The organism is Pseudomonas sp. A125 (assembly GCF_055409485.1).
In genome coordinates, this window is the sequence record NZ_JBUZVP010000004.1 from 286,768 (window position 1) to 306,138 (window position 19,371).

Below are 19,371 nucleotides of genomic sequence, written 5' to 3' on the forward strand. Positions count from 1 at the left end.
AATGCGCCTGTACCCACAGGCGCACGACTCCCATGACTCCACCCCTTCCGCGAAGACCCCGCTGGCGCAGCCTGGCGTTGCTGGCACTGTGCCTGGCACCGCTGTTGTGGCCGCTGGAGCACTTGGCCGAACGCTATTACCGCAGCGAACTGGCCGGGCAGAACCGCCAGACGCTGGACCTATACGTCGCCAACCTGCTGGGCACCCTGCACCGCTACGAAATCCTGCCGCAAATACTCGGCGACCTGCCAGCACTGCGCACTGCCATCGACGCGCCCCACATCAGCACCAACCTGGTCAACGCCAACCACCTGCTCAAGGACGTCGCCGCCCAGGCCGGGGTAGAAGTGATGTACCTGATGGACACCACCGGCAAAACGCTGGCCGCGTCCAACTGGGACAAGCAGGACAGCTTTGTCGGGCGTAATTTTTCCTTTCGCCCGTATTTCAGCGAAGCCATGGCCGGGCGCCTCGGGCGCTTCTTCGGCCTGGGCACCACCTCGGCCAAGCGCGGCTACTTCTTCGCCGCCGCGGTGCGCGATGGCGACAAGATCATCGGCGTGCTGGTGGTGAAGGTCGACCTGGACCACACCGAAAGCCTGTGGGGCAACACGCCCGAACAACTGCTGGTGACCGACCACAACGGCGTGGTAATCCTCACCTCGCGGCCACAATGGCGCTTTCGTGCCACCCGGCCGCTGACGGACGAAGAACGCCAGGCCATCATCGCCATCCAGCCTTATCCGACCCGCGACCCGCAGCCGCTGAACCTCAGCTCCACGGCCTGGGTGCGTCAGGCCAGCGACATCGCAGAGACCGGCTGGAAGGTCGAGATCCTCGCCCCGCGCACGTTAATCAATCGCCCGGTACGCACCGTGGTTGCCGTGGGGGGCGCCACCTTACTGGTGCTGATGCTGTTGCTCGGCCTGATGATGCAGCGCCGCCGCCACTACCTGGAGCGCATCGCCTTCGAAGCCAAGGCCCGCCGCGAGCTGGAAATGCGTGTGATCGAACGGACCAGCGACCTGGAAGGCCTCAACCGGCGCCTGAAACAGGAAGTGCTGGAGCGTGAACAGGCCCAACAGGAATTGGTGCGCGCACAGGATGACCTGGTGCAGGCGGGCAAATTGTCGGCGCTGGGCACCATGTCGGCGAGTATCAGCCATGAACTCAACCAGCCACTGGCGGCGATTCGCAGCTATGCGGAAAACGCCGAGATTTTGCTCGACCATGAGCGCACCGACGACGCCCGTGGCAACCTCAAGCTGATCAGTGAATTGACCGGGCGCATGGCCTCGATCATCGCCCACTTGCGCGCCTTCGCGCGGCGCGACCGCCACGCGCCGGAAAGCGTGGCGCTGCAACCGGCGCTGGACGATGCGCTGGCGCTGCTGGCCAAGCGCAGGCGGGCGATGGAAGTGGAGCTGATCCGCGATTTGCCCGAGGCCACCTTGTGGGTCGCCGCCGGCGAAACGCGCCTGCGCCAGGTGCTGGGCAACCTGCTGGCCAACGCCCTGGACGCCCTGACCGAAAAAGGCCCGCCACGCAAACTGTGGTTGAGTGCCCAAACCACCGAACAGGGCGTCAACCTGTACATTCGCGACAACGGCCCGGGTTTCTGCATGGAAGCCTTGGGCCGCGCCAGCGAGCCTTTCTACACCACCAAGACCCGCACCCAGGGCCTGGGGTTGGGCCTGGCGATCTGCGACACCCTGATGCGCGCCTTTGGCGGTGAACTGTTGTTTGCCAACCACAAGGAAGGTGGCGCGCTGTTAACCTTGAAACTGCGCGCCGGAGCACCGGGCGTCAGTCTGCAACCGTCCGAGGACCGCAGTGTATGAGTATCGATAACCAGATTCAGGTGGTGTTGATCGACGATGATCCACACCTGCGTCAGGCCCTGTGCCAGACCCTGGACCTGGCCGGGCTGAAAGTCCTCACCCTCGGCGAAGCCCAGGGCCTGACCTCACGCTTGTCCCGGGATTGGCCGGGCGTGGTGGTGAGCGACATCCGCATGCCCGGCATGGACGGCCTGGAACTGTTGAAGGAACTCCATGCCCAGGACCCGGAGTTGCCGGTGCTGCTGATCACCGGCCACGGCGATGTGCCGCTGGCGGTGCAGGCGATGCGTGCCGGTGCTTATGACTTCCTCGAAAAACCCTTCGCCAGCGACGCCCTGCTCGACAGCGTACGCCGCGCCCTGGCCCTGCGCCGCCTGGTGCTGGACAACCGCAGCCTGCGCCTGGCCTTGAGCGACCGCCAACAACTGAGCACCCGGCTGGTGGGGCACTCACCGCAGATGTTGCGCCTGCGCGAGCAGATTGGTGCACTGGCGGCGACCAAGGCAGACGTGCTGATCCTCGGCGAAACCGGCGCCGGCAAGGAAGTGGTGGCACGGGCGCTGCACGACCTGTCAAACCGCCGCACCGGCCCGTTTGTGGCGATCAACGCGGGCGCCCTGGCCGAGTCGGTGGTAGAAAGCGAGTTGTTCGGGCATGAGCCGGGAGCCTTTACCGGCGCCCAGAAGCGGCGCATCGGCAAGTTCGAATTTGCCAACGGCGGCACGCTGTTTCTCGACGAAATCGAAAGCATGAGCCTGGACGTGCAGGTCAAGCTGCTGCGGCTGTTGCAGGAGCGCGTGGTGGAGCGCCTCGGGGGCAATCAACTGATCCCGCTGGATATCCGCATCATCGCCGCCACCAAGGAAGACCTGCGCCAGTCTGCCGACCAGGGGCGCTTCCGGGCCGACTTGTATTACCGCCTCAATGTCGCGCCGCTGCGCATTCCGCCGCTGCGCGAACGGGGCGAAGATGCGCTTATGCTGTTCCAGCACTTTGCCGACGAAGCCAGCACCCGCCACGGGCTACCGATGAAAGAGCTGCAACCGGGCCAACGTGCGCTGCTGTTGCGTCATAGCTGGCCGGGCAATGTGCGCGAACTGCAAAACGCCGCCGAACGTTTCGCCCTGGGCCTGGAACTGGCGCTGGACAGCACCCCGGACAGCCCGACGGCCGGCGTGTTAACCAGCACGCCCGGCGGTTTGAGCGAGCAGGTCGAGCAATTTGAAAAAAGCCTGATTGCTGCCGAACTGGCGCGCACCCACAACTCCATGCGCAGCCTCGCCGAGGCTCTGGGCGTGCCGCGTAAAACCCTGCACGACAAACTGCGCAAGCACGGTCTGAACTTCGCCGACAGCGCCAACAGCCACGCTGACGACGAATGACCCTCTCCCATCTGCCACGAGGCCACCATGAGTCGCGATAGCCGTTACCTGGAATCGATCCTTCACCACGACATTCCCCTGACCCGGGAAATGGGCCTCAAGGTGCTCGACTGGCAGGGCCGGCAACTGCAACTGCGTTTGCCGCTCGACGCCAACATCAACCACAAGAGCACCATGTTTGGCGGCAGCCTGTACTGCGGCGCGGTGCTGGCGGGTTGGGGCTGGCTGCATTTGCAGTTACGGGAAGAAGGGATTGAAGACGGGCACATCGTGATTCAGGAAGGGCAGATCAGTTATCCGCTACCGGTAACCACCGATGCGACTGCGATTTGCCAGGCACCGGATGACAAGGTGTGGAAGCGATTCCTGGCGACCTATAAACGGTATGGCCGGGCGCGGTTGGCGCTGGAGACGTGGATTGTCAATGAAGGCAGTGAAGAGCGGGCGGTAGCCTTTACTGGCCAGTACGTCCTGCACCGCTAACAATCATAACCCCCGCCCCGTATAACCCCCGCCCCGTAGCAGCTGTCGAGCGCCAGCGAGGCTGCGTCGGGCGCAACTCGGTCCTGCGCCAGCCGTGATTACAGCGGGGCTGCCACCGCAGCCTCGCTGCGCTCGACAGCTGCTACGGGGCGCCTGGCATCAGGAACGAGCCAGGGTCAGCAACCGCTCGCGCCACTCCGCTTTAGCCGGCAATGCCAGGAAAAACGGGTTCAACAACGATTCCCGCGCCGGGTAACTGAACGGCTGCCCATCCAGCTCCAGCACTTCACCACCCGCCCCTTCCAGCACACCTTGTGCCGCAGCGGTGTCCCACTGCGAGGTGGGCGCCAGGCGCGGGTAGCAATCGGCGCTGCCCTCAGCCAACAGGCAGAACTTCAGCGAGCTGCCGATATTGGCCAGCTTCAACTCGCCCAATCCGGCACTCAAGCCCGCGAGCAAGCGGTCTTGCCCAGGGCTGGTATGGCGACGACTGGCAACCACGGTAAACGCTTCACCGCTCGCCGGGGTCTGGCGCACTTGGATTTGCTTGGGCGCAGCACCTACATCGGAACGCCAGGCACCCAGCCCGGCACCGCCGAAGTAGCACCGACCGCTGGTAGGCATCGACACCACACCGAACACCACGCGGCCTTTTTCGATCAAGGCAATATTGACGGTGAACTCCTCGCTGCCAGAGATGAACTCCTTGGTGCCATCCAGCGGGTCCACCAGCCACCAGCGCTGCCAACCGGCGCGCACGCTTTGGTCGATATCGGCGTCTTCTTCAGACAGCACCGGGATACTTGGGTCCAGCGCGGTAAGCCCGGCGAGGATCAGGTGGTGTGCGGCGAGGTCGGCAGCCGTGACCGGCGAATCATCGGTCTTGGTAGTGACGGCCACATCGGCGCGCCAATACGGCAGGATAACCTCACCGGCCTGGCGGGCCAATTCGATCACAGGGGCAATAAACGGGTGACCCAGGAACAGTTCACTCATGGCTGGAACGCTCCACGTTGAGTCAATAAGTCACGTACCAGGTACAGCGCCGCCAAGGCGCGGCCCTCGCTGAACTGCTCGTTTTGCGCCAATTGCGAGAGCTCCCGCAGGTTGACCCGGTCGACGCGCATCGGCTCCGGCTCATCGCCTTCCAGGCGTTCTTCATACAATTCGGTGGCCAGCACGACCTGGATTTTCTGGCTCATGTAGCCGGGGGACAGTGAAAGCTCGGTGATATGTTCCAACTGTCGGGCGCCGTAGCCGGCTTCTTCCTTGAGCTCCCGGTCTGCCGCCGCCAACACGTCTTCGCCCGGCTCGATCAAGCCCTTGGGCAATGACAGTTCGTACTCATCGGTGCCGCCGCAATATTCTTCTATCAGCAGCGCATGGTCCGCGTCGATCATCGCCACGATCATCACCGCGCCATAACCGGCGCCTCGGCCCACCAGGCGCTCGTAGGTCCGCTCCACGCCATTGGAAAAGCGCAATTGCACTTCCTCCACGCGGAACAAACGGCTACTGGCGACTATTTCGCGGGCGAGGACGGTGGGTTTCTGGCGCATGAGCGGCTCCTTGGCGTGATCGGGTTACTATACCGTGGCTTTTCCGATTGTCTGTGTCGGATATCTTTTCTTACATGAGTGTTCTTTATGCCTCCATTGCCCTGGCACGCCATCGACACCGTCCTGCTGGACATGGACGGCACCTTGCTCGACCTGCACTTCGACAACCACTTCTGGATGGAGCACCTGCCCCAGCGCTATGCCGAGCTGCATGGCGTGAGCCGGGCCATGGCCGAGATGGAACTGCAGCCGCTGTTCGAGCGCAACGCTGGCCAGTTGCAATGGTATTGCCTGGATTTCTGGAGTGCCGAACTGAAGATCCCGGTGCGTGAACTCAAGCTGGAAACCGCGCACCTGATCGCCTTGCGCCCGGATGCCGACACCTTCCTGGCGGCGATCAAACAGGCGGGCAAGCGGGTGATCCTGATCACCAACGCCCATCGGGATTCGCTGTCGTTGAAGCTGGAACGCATCGAACTGGCGCCTTATTTCGAGCGACTGATCAGTTCCCATGACTATGGGTTCGCCAAGGAAAACCCGCAGTTCTGGGACGCCCTGCACGCCGACATTGCCTTCGACCCGGCCCGCAGCCTGTTTATCGATGACACCTTGCCGATCCTGCGCAGTGCCCGGGATTTTGGCGTGGGGCATTTGCTGGCGGTGAAGGAACCAGACAGCCGCAAGGGGCCAAAGGACACGGCGGAGTTTGCGGCGGTTGGGGATTATCGGGAGTTGATTGTCGGGCTTTAGATCGCATCGCGGGCAAGCCCGCTCCCACACGAGAATGCATTCCAAATGTGGGAGCGGGCTTGCCCGCGATTGCCATCACTCAATATGAAGCCTTACTCAGGAATACGCAGTGTCTGCCCTGGGTAGATTTTGTTCACATCTTTAAGCAGCGGCTTGTTGGCCTCGAAGATCTTGTTGTACTGGTTGGCGTTGCCATACACCGCCAGTGAAATCGCGCTCAAGGTGTCGCCTTTTTTCACTACAACAAAGCGGGCGGCAGCGACAACAGGTGCGCCGGCAGCCACAGTGATTTGGTCATCAACGCTGCCAACACCGGCAATATTGCCAGCGGCCAGAATGATTTTTTCTTTCTCTTCCTGGCTGCCCACTTCACCTTTGACGGTGACCTTATCGCCATCAACCGTCGCGGTAATATTGGGATTGCCCAACCCGACGTCCTGTATGTGCCTCTTCAGCTCATCACTGGCGTTGGCATTACCCGGCGTCAGCAGATCAATCAACTTCTCGCCTGCTTCCTTAACAAAGCTAAAAATACTCATGGTGCGCTCTCCTTGGGATATGAATTCCAGATGCCAAAGACTAGACCAGTCCTACAGAATTGGGTTCCAGGCTGCCCAAAGACCCAAACGCGCTAGAATCACCCCGCATTGGAATAAGCCCGGAGCGAAGATGGACATCAAACAGCTGAAATTCCTCATCGCCCTCGACGAAACCCGTCACTTCGGCCAGGCGGCCGCGCGCTGCCACATCACCCAGCCGACCCTGTCGATGCGCCTGCGCAGCCTGGAAGAAGAGCTGCAATTGCCGCTGGTCAATCGTGGCCAGCGTTTCGAAGGTTTTACCGCTCCGGGCGAGCGCGTATTGGCCTGGGCGCGCACGGTGCTGGCGGCGTATGACGGTTTGCAGGCAGAGGCGGCTGCCTGTCGCGGCAACCTGGTGGGTACGTTGCGCCTGGGCGTGGTGCCGTTGTCGAGTTTCGATCCGCTGGCGTTGATGCAAAAGCTGCATAAAGAACACCCGAGCCTGCGCTTTGAGCTGTCCGCGTTAAGCTCCGAGCAAATCCTCGAGCAGCTCGCCAGCAACCGCCTGGACCTCGGCGTGTCGTACCTCGAGCGCCTGGACGCCGAGCGCTTCGACTCCCTGGCCCTGGGCGAAACCCGCATGGGCCTGCTGTACGACCAACGGTTCTTCAGCTTCGGCGACAAACCCCTGAGCTGGGAAGCGCTGATCGAACTGCCTCTGGGCATGCTCACCAGCGGCATGCACTTTCGCCAGTCCATCGACCACAACTTCCACAGCCGCGGCCTGAACCCACAGCCGCTGTTGCAGACCGACGCCGTCCATCAATTGTTACAAGCCGTGCACGGCGGCCTGTGTTGCGCGGTAATGCCACTGGACGGCGGTCTCGATGCCCTCACCGAGCATCTGCGCCTGCAACCCATTGAAGACGCACACACTCTGGCCCGCCTGGGGCTGATCATGCGTCGCAGCGCACCGCGTTCAGCGCTGGCAGAAGCCTGTTTTGCGCTGTATCAGAAATCGCTGCTGGAGCCTTGATCGACGTCATCTATCGGTAGATCAGTACTGACGATTAGACGCGACCCTTTGTCGCGCCTAGTCTTACAGCTGAATACTCCCGGTGGTAATGCCCAATGAACGCCCAGCGCCCAGTCTGCGCGGCGCCCGCCCTCGAAACGCCCGCGCCCGCCGCCAGCCAGAGCTACCAGTTTTGTAATCTTGAACACACGGAATCGGCCAGCACCGCGCTCGCCGAGGAAGTCGCGTTGGCGATTGCCTATAACGACATCAGCCAGGCGGTGATGCTGGTGACGCCCACCGACCTTGAAGACTTTATTGTCGGCTTCAGTATCGGTAGTGGCATTATCGAAGACGTTAGCGACATTTATGACCTGAAAATCAGCGGTTCGGGCTCGACGCAATACGCCCAGGTACAGATTTCCAGCCGCGCGTTCTGGAATATGAAGCAGCAGCGCCGGCAACTCGCCGGCACCAGCGGCTGTGGGCTGTGCGGTGTAGAAGCCGTGGAACAAGCGTTGCCAAACCTCAACGTGTTGCCCGGGGCGCCTTTGCCGCCCGCGCAATGGCTGGACGGCCTGCGCCAGCGCATCAGCGCGTTCCAACCGCTGGGCCAATACAGCGGCGCGGTGCATGCGGCGGTGTTCATGAACAACCAGGGCGAATTGCTGCTGGGCCGTGAAGACATCGGCCGGCATAACGCCCTCGACAAGCTGATCGGCGCGCTGATCCGCCAAAAGATTCCGACCGACGGCGGCCTGGCAATTGTCACCAGCCGCTGCAGCCTCGAACTGATCCAGAAAGTATTGCGCGCAGGCATCCAGACTCTGGTCAGCCTGTCGTCGCCCACCGGCCTGGCCCTGCAATGGGCCCGCCGGCACAACCTCAATCTCATCCACCTGCCGCAGAAAAGTGCGCCGCGGGTCTATAGCCCTGCGATGGAGAATCAAGCGTGAGCACTCATCATCAAGCCGACGACAAACCCACCCCGCGCTACAAGCCCTACAAAGGCCCGGCCGGTGGTTGGGGTGCACTGATCAGCGTGGCGCAGGCCTGGCTGACCAGCGACAACGCGCTGAAAAACATCCGCATGATGCTCAAGACCAACCAGAACGGCGGCTTCGACTGCCCGGGCTGCGCTTGGGGCGACTCGCCGGAAAGCGGCATGGTCAAGTTCTGCGAGAACGGCGCCAAGGCGGTCAACTGGGAAGCCACCAAGCGCCGCGTTGACGCGGCGTTCTTCGCCAAGCACAGCGTCAGCGCATTGATTGAGCAGAGTGACTACTGGCTGGAATATCAAGGCCGCCTGACCGAGCCAATGAGCTACGACGCAGAAACCGACCGCTACAAGCCCATCAGCTGGGAGTCGGCTTTCGACCTGATCGGCAAGCACCTCAATGCGCTGCCAAACCCGGACATGGCCGAGTTCTATACCTCGGGCCGGGCCAGCAACGAAGCGGCTTACCTGTATCAACTGTTCGTGCGTTCCTACGGCACCAACAACTTCCCGGACTGCTCGAACATGTGCCACGAAGCCAGCGGCGTGGCCCTGGCGCAAAGCGTGGGCGTGGGCAAAGGCACCGTGACCTTCGATGACTTCGAACATGCAGACGCCATTTTCGTCTGGGGCCAGAACCCCGGCACTAACCACCCACGGATGCTGGAGCCACTGCGCGAAGCGGTAAAACGCGGCGCTCAGGTGGTGTGCATCAACCCGCTCAAAGAGCGCGGCCTGGAACGCTTCCAGCACCCGCAACACCCGCTGGAAATGCTCACCAACGGCGACAAGCCGACCAACACCGCCTACTTCCGCCCGGCGCTGGGTGGCGACATGGCCATCCTGCGCGGCATGGCCAAGTTCCTGCTGCTGTGGGAACGCCAGGCCCAGGCCGAAGGCAAAGAGGCCGTGTTCGACCACGACTTCCTCAACGAACACACCGCCAACGTGCTGGATTACCTGGGCAAGATCGACGACACCTCATGGGATGAAATCGTCGAGCAGTCCGGCCTGACCCTGGTAGAGATCGAGCAAGCGGCGCGCATGTACGCCAAAGGCAAGAACGTGATCATGTGCTGGGCGATGGGTATCACCCAACACCGCCACTCGGTGCCGACCATCCAGGAAATCGCCAACCTGATGCTGCTGCGCGGCAACATTGGCCGCCCGGGTGCGGGCCTGTGCCCGGTGCGTGGCCACAGTAACGTGCAGGGCGACCGCACCATGGGCATCAACGAACGGCCACCAGTGGCGTTCCTTGATTCCCTGGAGCGTCGTTTCCAGTTTCAGGTACCGCGTGACAACGGCCACAACGTGGTGGAAGCGATTCACGCCATGCTCGAAGGCCGCTCCAAGGTATTTATCGGCCTGGGCGGCAACTTCGCCCAAGCCACGCCGGACAGCCCGCGCACCTTTGAAGCGCTGCGCAATTGCGACCTGACCGTGCAGATCAGCACCAAGCTCAACCGCAGCCACCTGATGCACGGCAAGGACGCACTGATCCTGCCATGCCTGGGCCGCACCGACATCGACATCCAGGCCGAAGGCCCGCAAGCAGTGACCGTGGAAGACTCCTTCAGCATGGTCCACGCCTCCAATGGCCAGTTGCAGCCGCTGTCGAAACAGATGAAATCGGAGCCGGCGATCCTGGCAGGTATTGCTGCTGCGACATTGGGCAGCAAGCCGGTGGACTGGAACTGGCTGGTGGCCGATTACGACCGCATTCGCGACCTGATCGCCGACACCATTCCGGGCTTCAAGGACTTCAACGAACGCCTGAAAAACCCGGGTGGTTTCTACCTGGGCAACTCGGCCGGCGCACGCCGCTGGAACACCCCATCGGGCCGCGCCAACTTCCGCGCGAACATCCTGCCCAAGGACCTGGTGCACGAACGCACCCGCAACACCGGGCAATTGCCGGACCTGATCATGCAGTCAATGCGCTCCCACGATCAGTACAACACCACGATTTATGGCCTGGATGACCGCTATCGCGGGGTCAAGGGCCAGCGCGATGTGTTGTTCGTCAACGAAGCCGACATCATCCGCCTGGGCTTCAAGCCGGGGCAGAAGGCCGACATCGTGTCGATCTGGGATGACGGGCGTGAGCGACGAGTGAAGGGCTTCACCTTGCTGGCGTTTGATATTCCGGCGGGGCAGGCTGCAGCGTATTACCCGGAAGTGAACCCGTTGGTGCCGCTGGAGAGCACCGGCGATGGCAGCCATACGCCAACCTCGAAGTTCGTGGCGATTCGCTTGGAAGCGGCGAGTGCGACCGGGTTGATCATGGCGAAGTCGGCCTAAGCGACACCTCGCCACAGGAAGCATCCCGAGCTTTTCTACAGGCACAAAAAAAGGCCGCTTTTGCATAAAAGCGGCCGTTCCGAAGTAACTAAAGACTCGCAAAAATCACTTAAGTTCCCCATACAAAACAGCAACTTAGAGAATTGTATACAACCTGTACCACTGGTCGGTTTTCGATTGTTTCCGTATCGATACAACCTCAGGATCGCGCCGTCATCCTCTTGAGGTTCCTCTATGAAGTTCTCCTCGATTCTCTTGTTGTCCCTTGGCCTGGTCAGTGGCGCAGCCATGGCCGGTGGCACCACCGAAGCCGGTGTGGGCGGCGCATTGGGCGGGGTTCTGGGTTCAGTCGTAGGTCAGCAGTTGGGCGGTAACACCGGTTCGGCCATTGGTGCAGCACTTGGCGGCGCGGGCGGCAGTGCGGTCGGCGCAGACAAGCGCAGCCGTGGCGAAGCAGCCATTGGTGGCGCATTGGACGCAGCCGGTGGCAACGTGGTGGGCCGCAGCGTTGGCGGCAGCACCGGCAGCCTGATCGGCGCTGCAGCCGGCGGTGGCGCCGGTGGCGCGCTGGGCAACTACATGGGCAACAAGAGCGATGACGATGATCGTCGTTACCGTGGGCGTGATAACCGCCGGTATGACCGCGATGACCATCGCGGTCGCGGCCATGCTTATGGGCATCGCAACAAGCATCACTACCGCCACCATCGGTAAGACTTGAAATACCGTCGAGAAAACGCAGCAAAATACTGTAGGAGCTGGCTTGCCTGCGATAGCGGTGTATCAGTCACCACCGCTATCGCAGGCAAGCCAGCTCCCACATTTGATGTTCATTGTTTCTCAGATAGAAATCAGATCACCAAGCGCTGCAACGCCTCGCGCAGCGCCTGCGGTATCGCTACCGGCTGGTTCGATGCCCGATCCACGAACACATGCACGAACCTCCCCGCAGCACAGGCCTCCTCTTCGCCCGCCTTGAACACCGCCAACTCGTACTGCACCGAACTGTTGCCCAACTTGCCCACGCGCAGGCCGATCTCGATACGGTCCGGAAAGGCGATCGAGGCGAAGTAGTCGCACGCCGAACTCACCACAAACCCAACCACCTCACCGTCATGAATATCCAGCCCGCCCTGCTCGATCAGGTAGGTGTTCACCGCTGTGTCGAAGAAGCTGTAGTAGGTGACGTTGTTCACATGCCCATACACATCATTGTCGTGCCAGCGCGTGATGATCGGCTGGAAGTGAAGGTAATCGGCGCGCTGTGGCATAGCGTTGGTCATTGGTATGGCCCGGGCAAGAGGAGGCTCCTTGATACGGGGTTCAGGCCTCACCCGCAAGCTCAGGTTGGACTTTGCTCAACCGTTTCCTGGACGCAGGCCATACGCTTGAGGGCGTGGTCTGTCTCGACGGATTGCTCCAGGCACTGGCGATAGGCAGTGATATACACCTCGATTGCAGCGCTGGCCTGCTGCGTAGTCAAACGCGCCAGATACTCCACGAACGAACGCCGGCCGATCTGGAAATGTTGGTAATCCAGTGGGAAATCCCAATAACCACCCCAGGTCAGAAACCCGTGTTCGGCAAACAGATCAATCACCTCTTCTGCCCGGCCAGGACGCATCGGCTTGCCGGGGCGAGCATCCATGCGGTTAACGGCAGCCCCCGTACTCGCCTTGGGCTCAACGGTGGCCTGGCCGGTGAACTCACCCCGCAGGTTACGCCCGAACAGCACGAACGGGTTTTGCAGCGGGTTGAGATCAATCGCGGCGCCGTAGGCATGTAGCGACCACCCCGAGGCACCACTGACCTGCCGCCCGTTAAAACCACTGGTATTGTTGCGCGCCATCGAGACCTTGTCATTGCCCCGGTAGGTTTCCAGCGGGACCGCCTGTTGCATAGGGAACCGGCGTTGCAGCAACTGCTTGAAGATCTCTTCCACGTGGGGCGCGATCGCATCCAGCACCACGAGCTGCCCGTTGTTATGCAGCACCCCGTCAAAGTCCACGTAGCTGAACGTGACGCGCGCCAGGCGTGCGCAGGGCAGCGGATTGGATGCGGTGATGGTGTTGCGAAGCTGCATCCGCCGACAGTCATTGACGCTCAACAGCGTGACAGACGCCACCGCACTTTGAGCCATCAGCAAACCGACGCACAGCCAGACTCCGCAGACAACGGCACGAGAAAAACTAAAAGCCATGGGCAATTCCTTTGCAGAAGAAGTGGTGCATCAAACCTTCTCACCTGCAGGCAGGGTATAGCTGTCGGCGGCGTCTGCCATTGGAAGGGAAAGCACGACCTCCCAGCCCGGAAACTAGAGTGCCGCCAAACCCGCCCCCGCCCAATCACGCACCTCGGCGTAGGCATATTCCTCCAACACAGCAAAACCTGGAATACCTCGTGCCTTGAGCTTCGTAAACAACGGTACGCTGATGCCACATAAAAACCGCGTCAACTGTTCAGCACTGGGCAGACTGCCGCTGTAGTCATGGTGCCTGTGGATAAATTCGCCGCACAGCGCCTGGAAGTTTTTATCCACAAGCGGCGGCAAGCCTGGCGGCGCCGGCAAGTGGGCCACGTTACCGTGGCACACCGAACAATGCCCGCATTGCCGGGGTGCGTTTTCATCACCGAAATAGTGCGCCAGGCGGTAACCCAGGCACTCCTCGGTGGCGAACAAATCCAGCATGGCGTGAATCCGCGCCACTTCCGTCACCTCGTGTTGCTTGAAGCCTGTGTATAACTCGGTGCTCAACACCTGTGGGTCAAAGTCGGTATCCAGCAGGCCGTAAACCTCGGTCATCTGCTTGCTTTCCATCTCGATCAGGCCCTGCTCCTGGAAGTAATCCAGGGCCTTCACCACCCGGCTGCGCTCGGCTTGATGTTGTTGATACAGCCCGTCGAAATCCACCGTCGCCCAGGTTCTTGAGCGTTTGCAGACCTGGATAATCGCCGCGACAAACTGCTGTCGCTCGCCGGAAAACCGCGCCAGCAATGCCTCTGGTTCAATCAGGTACTTGAAGCGGTACTCGGCGTAATACGCATAGCGCGGCGCAATCACGCCCTTGAGCTCAAGTTGCACCAACAGGGTCTTCAGCGGCAGCTCACGGATGTTGCTGTGGTCCGAAAGTGAGCGAAGCAAAAACTCCCATTGCCCATCACTACGCACCGCCTGTATTTCCGCCAGGACGCGGCGAATACCTTCTTGCTCCGGTGTGTCGCCGTACACAAAGTTTTCGAGCACATTCAGGCTGTCGCGGTTAGCCAAAACCAGGCAGTCAGACGGCTGCCCATCGCGCCCGGCACGGCCGATTTCCTGGCTGTAGTTCTCGATGGATTTGGGCAGGTCAAAATGCACCACATTGCGGATATCGCTCTTGTCGATGCCCATGCCAAAGGCAATGGTGGCAACGATGCAATTGGACTGGCCGCTCATAAACCGTTTCTGGATGCCCTCGCGCTTATCGTGGGCCAACCCCGCGTGATAAGCCTCGGCCTGGATGCCGTTGCGATTCAAATGCTCGGCAATGTGTTCGGCGGTTTTCTGCAGAGTGACGTAGACGATGCTCGGCTGATTGGCCCGTTCGTTCATCCACGCCACCAGGCGTCGACGCTTGTCCTGGCCGGCGACAGGCTCCACCAGCAGGTTGAGGTTGGCGCGGTAGAAACCCGTGGTGATCACATCGTTTGGCGCAATGGCGAACTTGGCCTGCATGTCGGCGATCACCTTGGGCGTCGCCGTGGCAGTCAGCAGCAGCGCCTGGGGGATACGGAACTGGCGCTGGTAGTCGGGCAGCTTCAGGTAATCCGGGCGAAAGTTATGGCCCCATTCGGAAATACAGTGAGCCTCGTCCACCACCAGCAGCGAGATCGGCATGCTTTGCAGGAAATTGCGAAAGCGCTCATTCTTCAAGCGCTCCACGGAGACCATCAGGATCTTCAGCTCGCCCGAACGTGCGCGGGCCATTACGTCATTGGCGTCGTCACGGCTCTGGGCCGAGTCGATGCTGCCCGCCGAGATACCGTGGCGCTGCAAGAAGCCCAACTGGTCCTGCATCAATGCCAGCAACGGCGACACGACCAGCGTCAGGTGCGGCAGCAACACGGCGGACAGTTGATAACAAAGGGACTTGCCGGAGCCGGTGGGGAAAATCGCCGCCGCCGAACGACCGGCCAGCACGGCACTGACCGCCGCCTCCTGGCCCAAACGAAACTGTGGATAACCAAAGACCTGTTGGAGGGTGTTGTGCATAAGCTGTCACTCCATTGACCGCTGAACGAGCCCAAAACATAGACCAGCGCATTCAGCGAATCGAGAAAGGTCGCAAGGAAAAAAGAGACAGGATGATACACAGCCTGGGCAATGGAGTAGGCACCAGTAGGAAACGTTCCAACCTCGCGCAGGACGCATCTGCAAACCCATTGCGCTACAATCAAACTTCGCACCGAGAGGACGCTGTCATGGCCGAACTGACGTTTGAGCAAAAGCAGGATCATTACGACAAGATCCGCCGTTCCAACTACCTGGCCAGCCTGCGCCTGGAAGGGTTTGACACCCGGCCCGCCGACGTCGACAAACCCCTGCCGACCCGCGAAGCCGTCCTTGCCAAGTACCGCAACACTGAACGCTGATGCTCGACAAATACGGCGTGGGCCAGGACCCGTACTGCTACCCCGGTAGCAGCGTCCTGCGTAACCGCCTCGATTTGTTCGACGAAGAACGCCTGCACCAGGCCGAGCGGGAACTGTCTGAAATTGCCGTCGGCAGCCTTCCGCTGTATCCCCCGCCCTACGACCTTGAACGCCTGCAACACATCCACCGCACCCTGTTCGGGGACATCTACGAATGGGCCGGGGAACTGCGTACGGTCAACATCCAGAAAGGCGACACACTGTTTTGCACCCCGGAACGTATTCCGCCTGAAGCGGCCAAGATCATCCAGCACATGGCGCAGGCCAACTGGTTTGTCGGGGTGACGCAGGCAGAGTTGGTGACGCACATTGCCGAGGCCTACGGCGACCTCAACGTGATCCACCCGTTTCGCGAAGGGAACGGCCGTGCGCAGCGGATTCTGTTCGAGCAGATCATCGTCAACGCCGGGTTTTCGGTGAATTGGTGGCTGGTGAAGAATGCGGCGTGGATACCGGCGAATATTGATGCGGTGGCGTGTGATTATCGGGGGCTGGAGGCAATTTTTGAGCGGTGTATCAGTACACCTACCAGTATCTGAGTATTAACCTCTTACAACCAACTTTACCGAGACATATCCGCTTCTCATCGACGCCGCTGCCGCTGCCGAAGACATCCAATACGCAATGATGCAACTCACCACCGCCGACGCCGTAGAGCGAACACCCCCGACCCTCTGAGCAGCCACACAGCTCAAAATGTGGGAGCTGGCTTGCCTGCGATAGCGGTGTGTCAGACAACACTGCTGCCACTGACACGCCGCCATCGCGGGCAAGCCCGGCTCCCACATTTGACCTGTTTCGTTTGAAGGATCACGGTTCGATCGATAAAGTCAGTCGCCCCGCCCACTCACGCGTGCCCACCATGAACCTGGCCCCCAACTTTCCTGAAGACCTTGCCATGCAACAGCTCCTGCAACTGCTGCATGAAGAAATTGGCTTGCCTGAACATAAGACGCTGCACCTTGAAACGGCCATCAACCTGGACCTGGGGTGCGACGGCGCCGAAGCCAATCAGTTCATGGAAGCGCTGGAACAAGACTTCGCCGTCGACCTGAACGACTACGACGCTTATCGTTACTTCCAACCTCCCGTCTTCGACGTCTTCCTGAAACACCGAGCCAAAGGCCGCGGCGACAAAATCCCGCTGACCATCGGCATGCTTTACCTGGCTATCAAGGCCCAACGCTGGGACACGCAAGCCCAGGAAACCCCGAGCGAACACAGCCCTCAAACACGCTAAAGATCGAATGTGGGAGCCGAGCTTGCTCGCGATGAGGCCCGAACAGCCGACACACCTATAAGCCGATACACCGCTGCCCTCAAAAAACAACAAGGACCTTACATGGACGTACTAATGGGCCTGCTGGCCGCCCTGCTCTGGGGCGGCACGGACTTCCTCGTCGGCCTCAACGCCCGAGCTGTCGGCGTGAAACGCGCGGTGTACTTCGGCCAGGCACTGGGCTTCCTGATCATGACCTTGCTGCTGATCATCTTCCCAGCCTTCCTCGTCAAATCCCTCGCAGCACCTTTGAGTGTCTGGCTCCTGGGCGCCGCCGCAGCCCTGCTGACCGTCTCCGGCGCCCTCGCACTGTCCAAGGCCTTCGCCTTGGGCAAGGCGGCCATCGTCGCGCCTCTGGTGACGTCCTACGGCGTCGTGACTACTTTGCTGTCATGGGCCAGCGGCGAACACATCAGCCTGATCCAGCTCGGCTGTATCGCCTTGTGCGTGGTGGGTGTGATCCTTTCCAGCATCCACAAGGACAATGGCGTCCCTCACAACAGCTCCAGCCGCTCAATCGCCTACGCGATGCTCGCCGCGTTGCTCTACGGCACCAGCTTTTGGGTGCAGGGCCGTTACACGCTGCCGACGCTTGGACCGGTCACGATGCTTTGGCTCGGCTATCTAGTCGGCCTGTGTGTGCTGGTGGTGATGGTGCTTAAAGTCAAAGAGGGCCTGAAGATTCCGCCACTGAAAAACTGCGCAACGCTGACCGGGGCGAGCCTGATGAACCTCGGCGGGTTCTCGGCTTTCTCGTGGGGAGCAATGGCGGGCTCGGTTTCGGTGGTGACCGTGATCAGTACTTTATCCGGCGGGATTGCGGCGATCCTCGGGTTTGTGTTTTTCAAGGAACGACTGTCAGCAGTGCAAGTAATCGGCGTCGTGCTGGTGTTGGTCGGCGCCGTGGTTCTGCACCTCGTCGACTGATCCTTCGCCCACAAAAAAGCCGCCCTCAAGGGGCGGCTTTTTCACAACGGCCGAATCTTACAACTTCGGGCCCGCAGCCTTGATCGCGTCGCTCACTTCAAACTTCTTGAAGTTTTCGATGAACAGACCTGCCAGCGCTTTCGCCGCTTCATCGTAGGCAGCCTTGTCAGCCCAGGTGTTACGTGGGTTCAACAGGCCAGTCTCGACGCCCGGTACAGCCAATGGCACGTCCAGGTTGATGGTGCCCAGGTGCTCGGTTTCGGCACCAATCAACGCACCGCTCTGGATCGCTGCAATCACGCCACGGGTGGTCGGGATGTTGAAGCGCTTGCCAACGCCGTAGCCGCCGCCGGTCCAGCCGGTGTTGACCAGGTAAACCTTGGAGCCGAAGCCGCGCACGCGCTTGATCAGCAGTTCTGCGTATTCACCAGCCGGGCGTGGGAAGAATGGCGCGCCGAAGCAGGTGGAGAAGGTTGACTTGATGCCGCCGCCCGAACCCATTTCGGTCGAGCCCACCAGAGCGGTGTAGCCGGACAGGAAGTGGTAGGCCGCTTGTTCTTCGCTGAGGATCGACACGGGCGGCAGTACGCCAGTCAGGTCGCAGGTCAGGAAGATCACAGCGTTGGGCTCGCCACCGAGGTTTTGCTCGGAGCGCTTGGCCACGTGCTCCAGCGGGTAGGCGGCGCGGCTGTTCTGGGTCAGGCTGACGTTGGTGTAGTCGGCGTGCTTGGCGTCGTCGATCACCACGTTTTCGAGCACGGTGCCGTGCTTGATGGCTTTCCAGATAACCGGCTCGTTCTTCTCGGACAGGTCGATGCACTTGGCATAGCAACCACCTTCGATGTTGAACACAACACCTTCGCCCCAGCCGTGTTCGTCGTCGCCGATCAGGTAGCGGCTTTCGTCGGCAGACAGGGTGGTTTTACCCGTGCCCGACAGGCCGAAGAACAGGGTCACGTCGCCTGCTTCGCCGATGTTGGCGGCGCAGTGCATCGGCAGCACGTCGGCAGCCGGCAGCAGGAAGTTCTGTACCGAGAACATGGCTTTTTTCATTTCGCCGGCGTAACGCATGCCAGCAATCAGGACTTTCTTCTGGGCGAAGTTGAGGATCACGCAACCGTCGGAGTTGGTGCCGTCACGCTCTGGCACGCATTCGAAGTTGGCCACGTTAAGCACTTGCCACTCTTCACGACCGGCCGGGTTGTACTGGGCCGGGTTGATGAACAGGCAACGACCGAACAGGTTCTGCCAGGCAGTCTGGGTGGTCATTTTCACGGCCAGGTAGTGGTCTTCTGCAGCCCCTACGTGAACGTGGGAAACGAAATGCTCTTGCGCGTTGTTGAATGCCTCGACGCGAGCCCACAGGGCATCGAACTTGTCGGCCGGGAACTTGCGGTTGATCGGGCCCCAGGCAATGGCAGCCTGGGTGGAAGGCTCTTCAACGATGAAACGGTCGACTGGCGAACGGCCGGTACGGTGACCGGTTTCTACGACCAGCGCGCCAGTATCGGCAAGCACGCCTTCACCGCGCTGCAGGGCTTCTTTGACCAGATCGTCAACACTCAGGTCAGTGTATACGGCGTTGTTGGCTTGCGTCATGAGGTTCCCCGTCGGCCTATGG

Annotated in this window: 19 protein-coding genes; 12 read left to right on the top strand and 7 right to left on the bottom strand. The window is 60.9% G+C overall.

Going from position 1 to position 19,371, the window contains the following annotated elements; all coding sequences use genetic code 11:
* Positions 1 to 32: 32 nt before the first annotated feature.
* Genes ACZRN6_RS08040 through ACZRN6_RS08050 form a run of 3 tightly spaced genes read left to right on the top strand, consistent with a single transcriptional unit; the run spans position 33 to position 3,706 of the window.
* On the top strand, positions 33 to 1,841 hold the full coding sequence (locus tag ACZRN6_RS08040; protein WP_322142789.1) for a sensor histidine kinase: 1,809 nt from the start codon (positions 33 to 35) through the stop codon (positions 1,839 to 1,841).
* The gene (locus tag ACZRN6_RS08045; protein WP_322142788.1) at positions 1,838 to 3,223 is read left to right on the top strand and encodes a sigma-54-dependent transcriptional regulator; all 1,386 of its coding nucleotides are present in this window, start codon (positions 1,838 to 1,840) and stop codon (positions 3,221 to 3,223) included. The genes ACZRN6_RS08040 and ACZRN6_RS08045 overlap by 4 nt, the downstream gene beginning before the upstream one ends.
* Positions 3,224 to 3,250: 27 nt before the next feature.
* The gene (locus ACZRN6_RS08050) at positions 3,251 to 3,706 is read left to right on the top strand and encodes a thioesterase domain-containing protein (RefSeq protein ID WP_464007652.1); all 456 of its coding nucleotides are present in this window, start codon (positions 3,251 to 3,253) and stop codon (positions 3,704 to 3,706) included.
* A gap of 159 nt (positions 3,707 to 3,865) precedes the next feature.
* Here ACZRN6_RS08050 and cysQ read toward each other — a convergent pair whose 3' ends face one another.
* Together cysQ and nudE are read right to left on the bottom strand one after the other, a co-directional pair.
* Positions 3,866 to 4,702: a 3'(2'),5'-bisphosphate nucleotidase CysQ gene (gene cysQ, locus ACZRN6_RS08055; RefSeq protein WP_464007653.1), complete on the bottom strand. Its 837-nt coding sequence runs from the start codon at positions 4,700 to 4,702 to the stop codon at positions 3,866 to 3,868.
* On the bottom strand, positions 4,699 to 5,265 hold the full coding sequence (gene nudE, locus ACZRN6_RS08060) for an ADP compounds hydrolase NudE (RefSeq protein ID WP_177088789.1): 567 nt from the start codon (positions 5,263 to 5,265) through the stop codon (positions 4,699 to 4,701). Before nudE ends, cysQ begins: the two co-directional genes overlap by 4 nt.
* An 87-nt stretch (positions 5,266 to 5,352) precedes the next feature.
* On the opposite strand from nudE, the gene yrfG reads away from it, so the two are divergent.
* The gene (gene yrfG, locus ACZRN6_RS08065; RefSeq protein ID WP_010168969.1) at positions 5,353 to 6,015 is read left to right on the top strand and encodes a GMP/IMP nucleotidase; all 663 of its coding nucleotides are present in this window, start codon (positions 5,353 to 5,355) and stop codon (positions 6,013 to 6,015) included.
* Between the two features lie 92 nt (positions 6,016 to 6,107).
* Here the strand turns inward: yrfG and lysM are convergent, their stop codons facing one another.
* Entirely contained in the window at positions 6,108 to 6,554 is a 447-nt protein-coding gene (gene lysM / locus ACZRN6_RS08070; RefSeq protein ID WP_464007654.1) for a peptidoglycan-binding protein LysM, read from the bottom strand.
* A gap of 130 nt (positions 6,555 to 6,684) precedes the next feature.
* On the opposite strand from lysM, the gene ACZRN6_RS08075 reads away from it, so the two are divergent.
* The 4 genes from ACZRN6_RS08075 to ACZRN6_RS08090 all read left to right on the top strand — a co-directional run bounded on the left by ACZRN6_RS08075 (position 6,685) and on the right by ACZRN6_RS08090 (position 11,566).
* The gene (locus ACZRN6_RS08075; protein WP_017478126.1) at positions 6,685 to 7,572 is read left to right on the top strand and encodes a LysR family transcriptional regulator; all 888 of its coding nucleotides are present in this window, start codon (positions 6,685 to 6,687) and stop codon (positions 7,570 to 7,572) included.
* Between the two features lie 95 nt (positions 7,573 to 7,667).
* Positions 7,668 to 8,507 carry a formate dehydrogenase accessory sulfurtransferase FdhD gene (gene fdhD / locus ACZRN6_RS08080; RefSeq protein WP_464007655.1) on the top strand — a complete coding sequence of 280 codons (840 nt, stop codon included), beginning with the start codon at positions 7,668 to 7,670 and terminating at the stop codon, positions 8,505 to 8,507.
* Complete coding sequence (locus ACZRN6_RS08085) at positions 8,504 to 10,852, top strand: FdhF/YdeP family oxidoreductase (RefSeq protein ID WP_464007656.1); 2,349 nt, start codon at positions 8,504 to 8,506, stop codon at positions 10,850 to 10,852. Before fdhD ends, ACZRN6_RS08085 begins: the two co-directional genes overlap by 4 nt.
* A 234-nt stretch (positions 10,853 to 11,086) precedes the next feature.
* Positions 11,087 to 11,566, top strand: a complete 480-nt coding sequence (locus ACZRN6_RS08090) for a glycine zipper domain-containing protein (RefSeq protein WP_464007657.1) — start codon at positions 11,087 to 11,089, stop codon at positions 11,564 to 11,566.
* A 137-nt stretch (positions 11,567 to 11,703) separates the two neighbouring features.
* On the opposite strand, the gene ACZRN6_RS08095 is transcribed toward ACZRN6_RS08090, so the two are convergent.
* The 3 genes from ACZRN6_RS08095 to ACZRN6_RS08105 all read right to left on the bottom strand — a co-directional run bounded on the left by ACZRN6_RS08095 (position 11,704) and on the right by ACZRN6_RS08105 (position 15,104).
* On the bottom strand, positions 11,704 to 12,135 hold the full coding sequence (locus ACZRN6_RS08095; protein ID WP_464007658.1) for an acyl-CoA thioesterase: 432 nt from the start codon (positions 12,133 to 12,135) through the stop codon (positions 11,704 to 11,706).
* Between the two features lie 59 nt (positions 12,136 to 12,194).
* Positions 12,195 to 13,052: a M15 family metallopeptidase gene (locus ACZRN6_RS08100; RefSeq protein WP_464007659.1), complete on the bottom strand. Its 858-nt coding sequence runs from the start codon at positions 13,050 to 13,052 to the stop codon at positions 12,195 to 12,197.
* Positions 13,053 to 13,166: 114 nt separating this feature from the next.
* Positions 13,167 to 15,104, bottom strand: coding sequence for a RecQ family ATP-dependent DNA helicase (locus ACZRN6_RS08105; protein WP_464007660.1), 1,938 nt, complete (start codon positions 15,102 to 15,104; stop codon positions 13,167 to 13,169).
* Positions 15,105 to 15,313: 209 nt separating this feature from the next.
* Between ACZRN6_RS08105 and ACZRN6_RS08110 the strand changes: the two genes are divergently transcribed.
* The 4 genes from ACZRN6_RS08110 (at position 15,314) to ACZRN6_RS08125 (ending at position 17,750) form a co-directional block, all read left to right on the top strand.
* Complete coding sequence (locus tag ACZRN6_RS08110; RefSeq protein WP_322142778.1) at positions 15,314 to 15,484, top strand: YhfG family protein; 171 nt, start codon at positions 15,314 to 15,316, stop codon at positions 15,482 to 15,484.
* Entirely contained in the window at positions 15,484 to 16,083 is a 600-nt protein-coding gene (locus ACZRN6_RS08115; protein ID WP_322142777.1) for a putative adenosine monophosphate-protein transferase Fic, read from the top strand. The genes ACZRN6_RS08110 and ACZRN6_RS08115 overlap by 1 nt, the downstream gene beginning before the upstream one ends.
* Positions 16,084 to 16,406: 323 nt before the next feature.
* Positions 16,407 to 16,784, top strand: a complete 378-nt coding sequence (locus ACZRN6_RS08120; RefSeq protein ID WP_464007661.1) for a DUF1493 family protein — start codon at positions 16,407 to 16,409, stop codon at positions 16,782 to 16,784.
* Between the two features lie 114 nt (positions 16,785 to 16,898).
* Positions 16,899 to 17,750, top strand: coding sequence for an EamA family transporter (locus tag ACZRN6_RS08125; protein ID WP_322148598.1), 852 nt, complete (start codon positions 16,899 to 16,901; stop codon positions 17,748 to 17,750).
* 57 nt (positions 17,751 to 17,807) lie between these two features.
* Here ACZRN6_RS08125 and ACZRN6_RS08130 read toward each other — a convergent pair whose 3' ends face one another.
* Positions 17,808 to 19,349, bottom strand: a complete 1,542-nt coding sequence (locus tag ACZRN6_RS08130; protein WP_322142775.1) for a phosphoenolpyruvate carboxykinase — start codon at positions 19,347 to 19,349, stop codon at positions 17,808 to 17,810.
* Between the last annotated feature and the right edge of the window lie 22 nt (positions 19,350 to 19,371).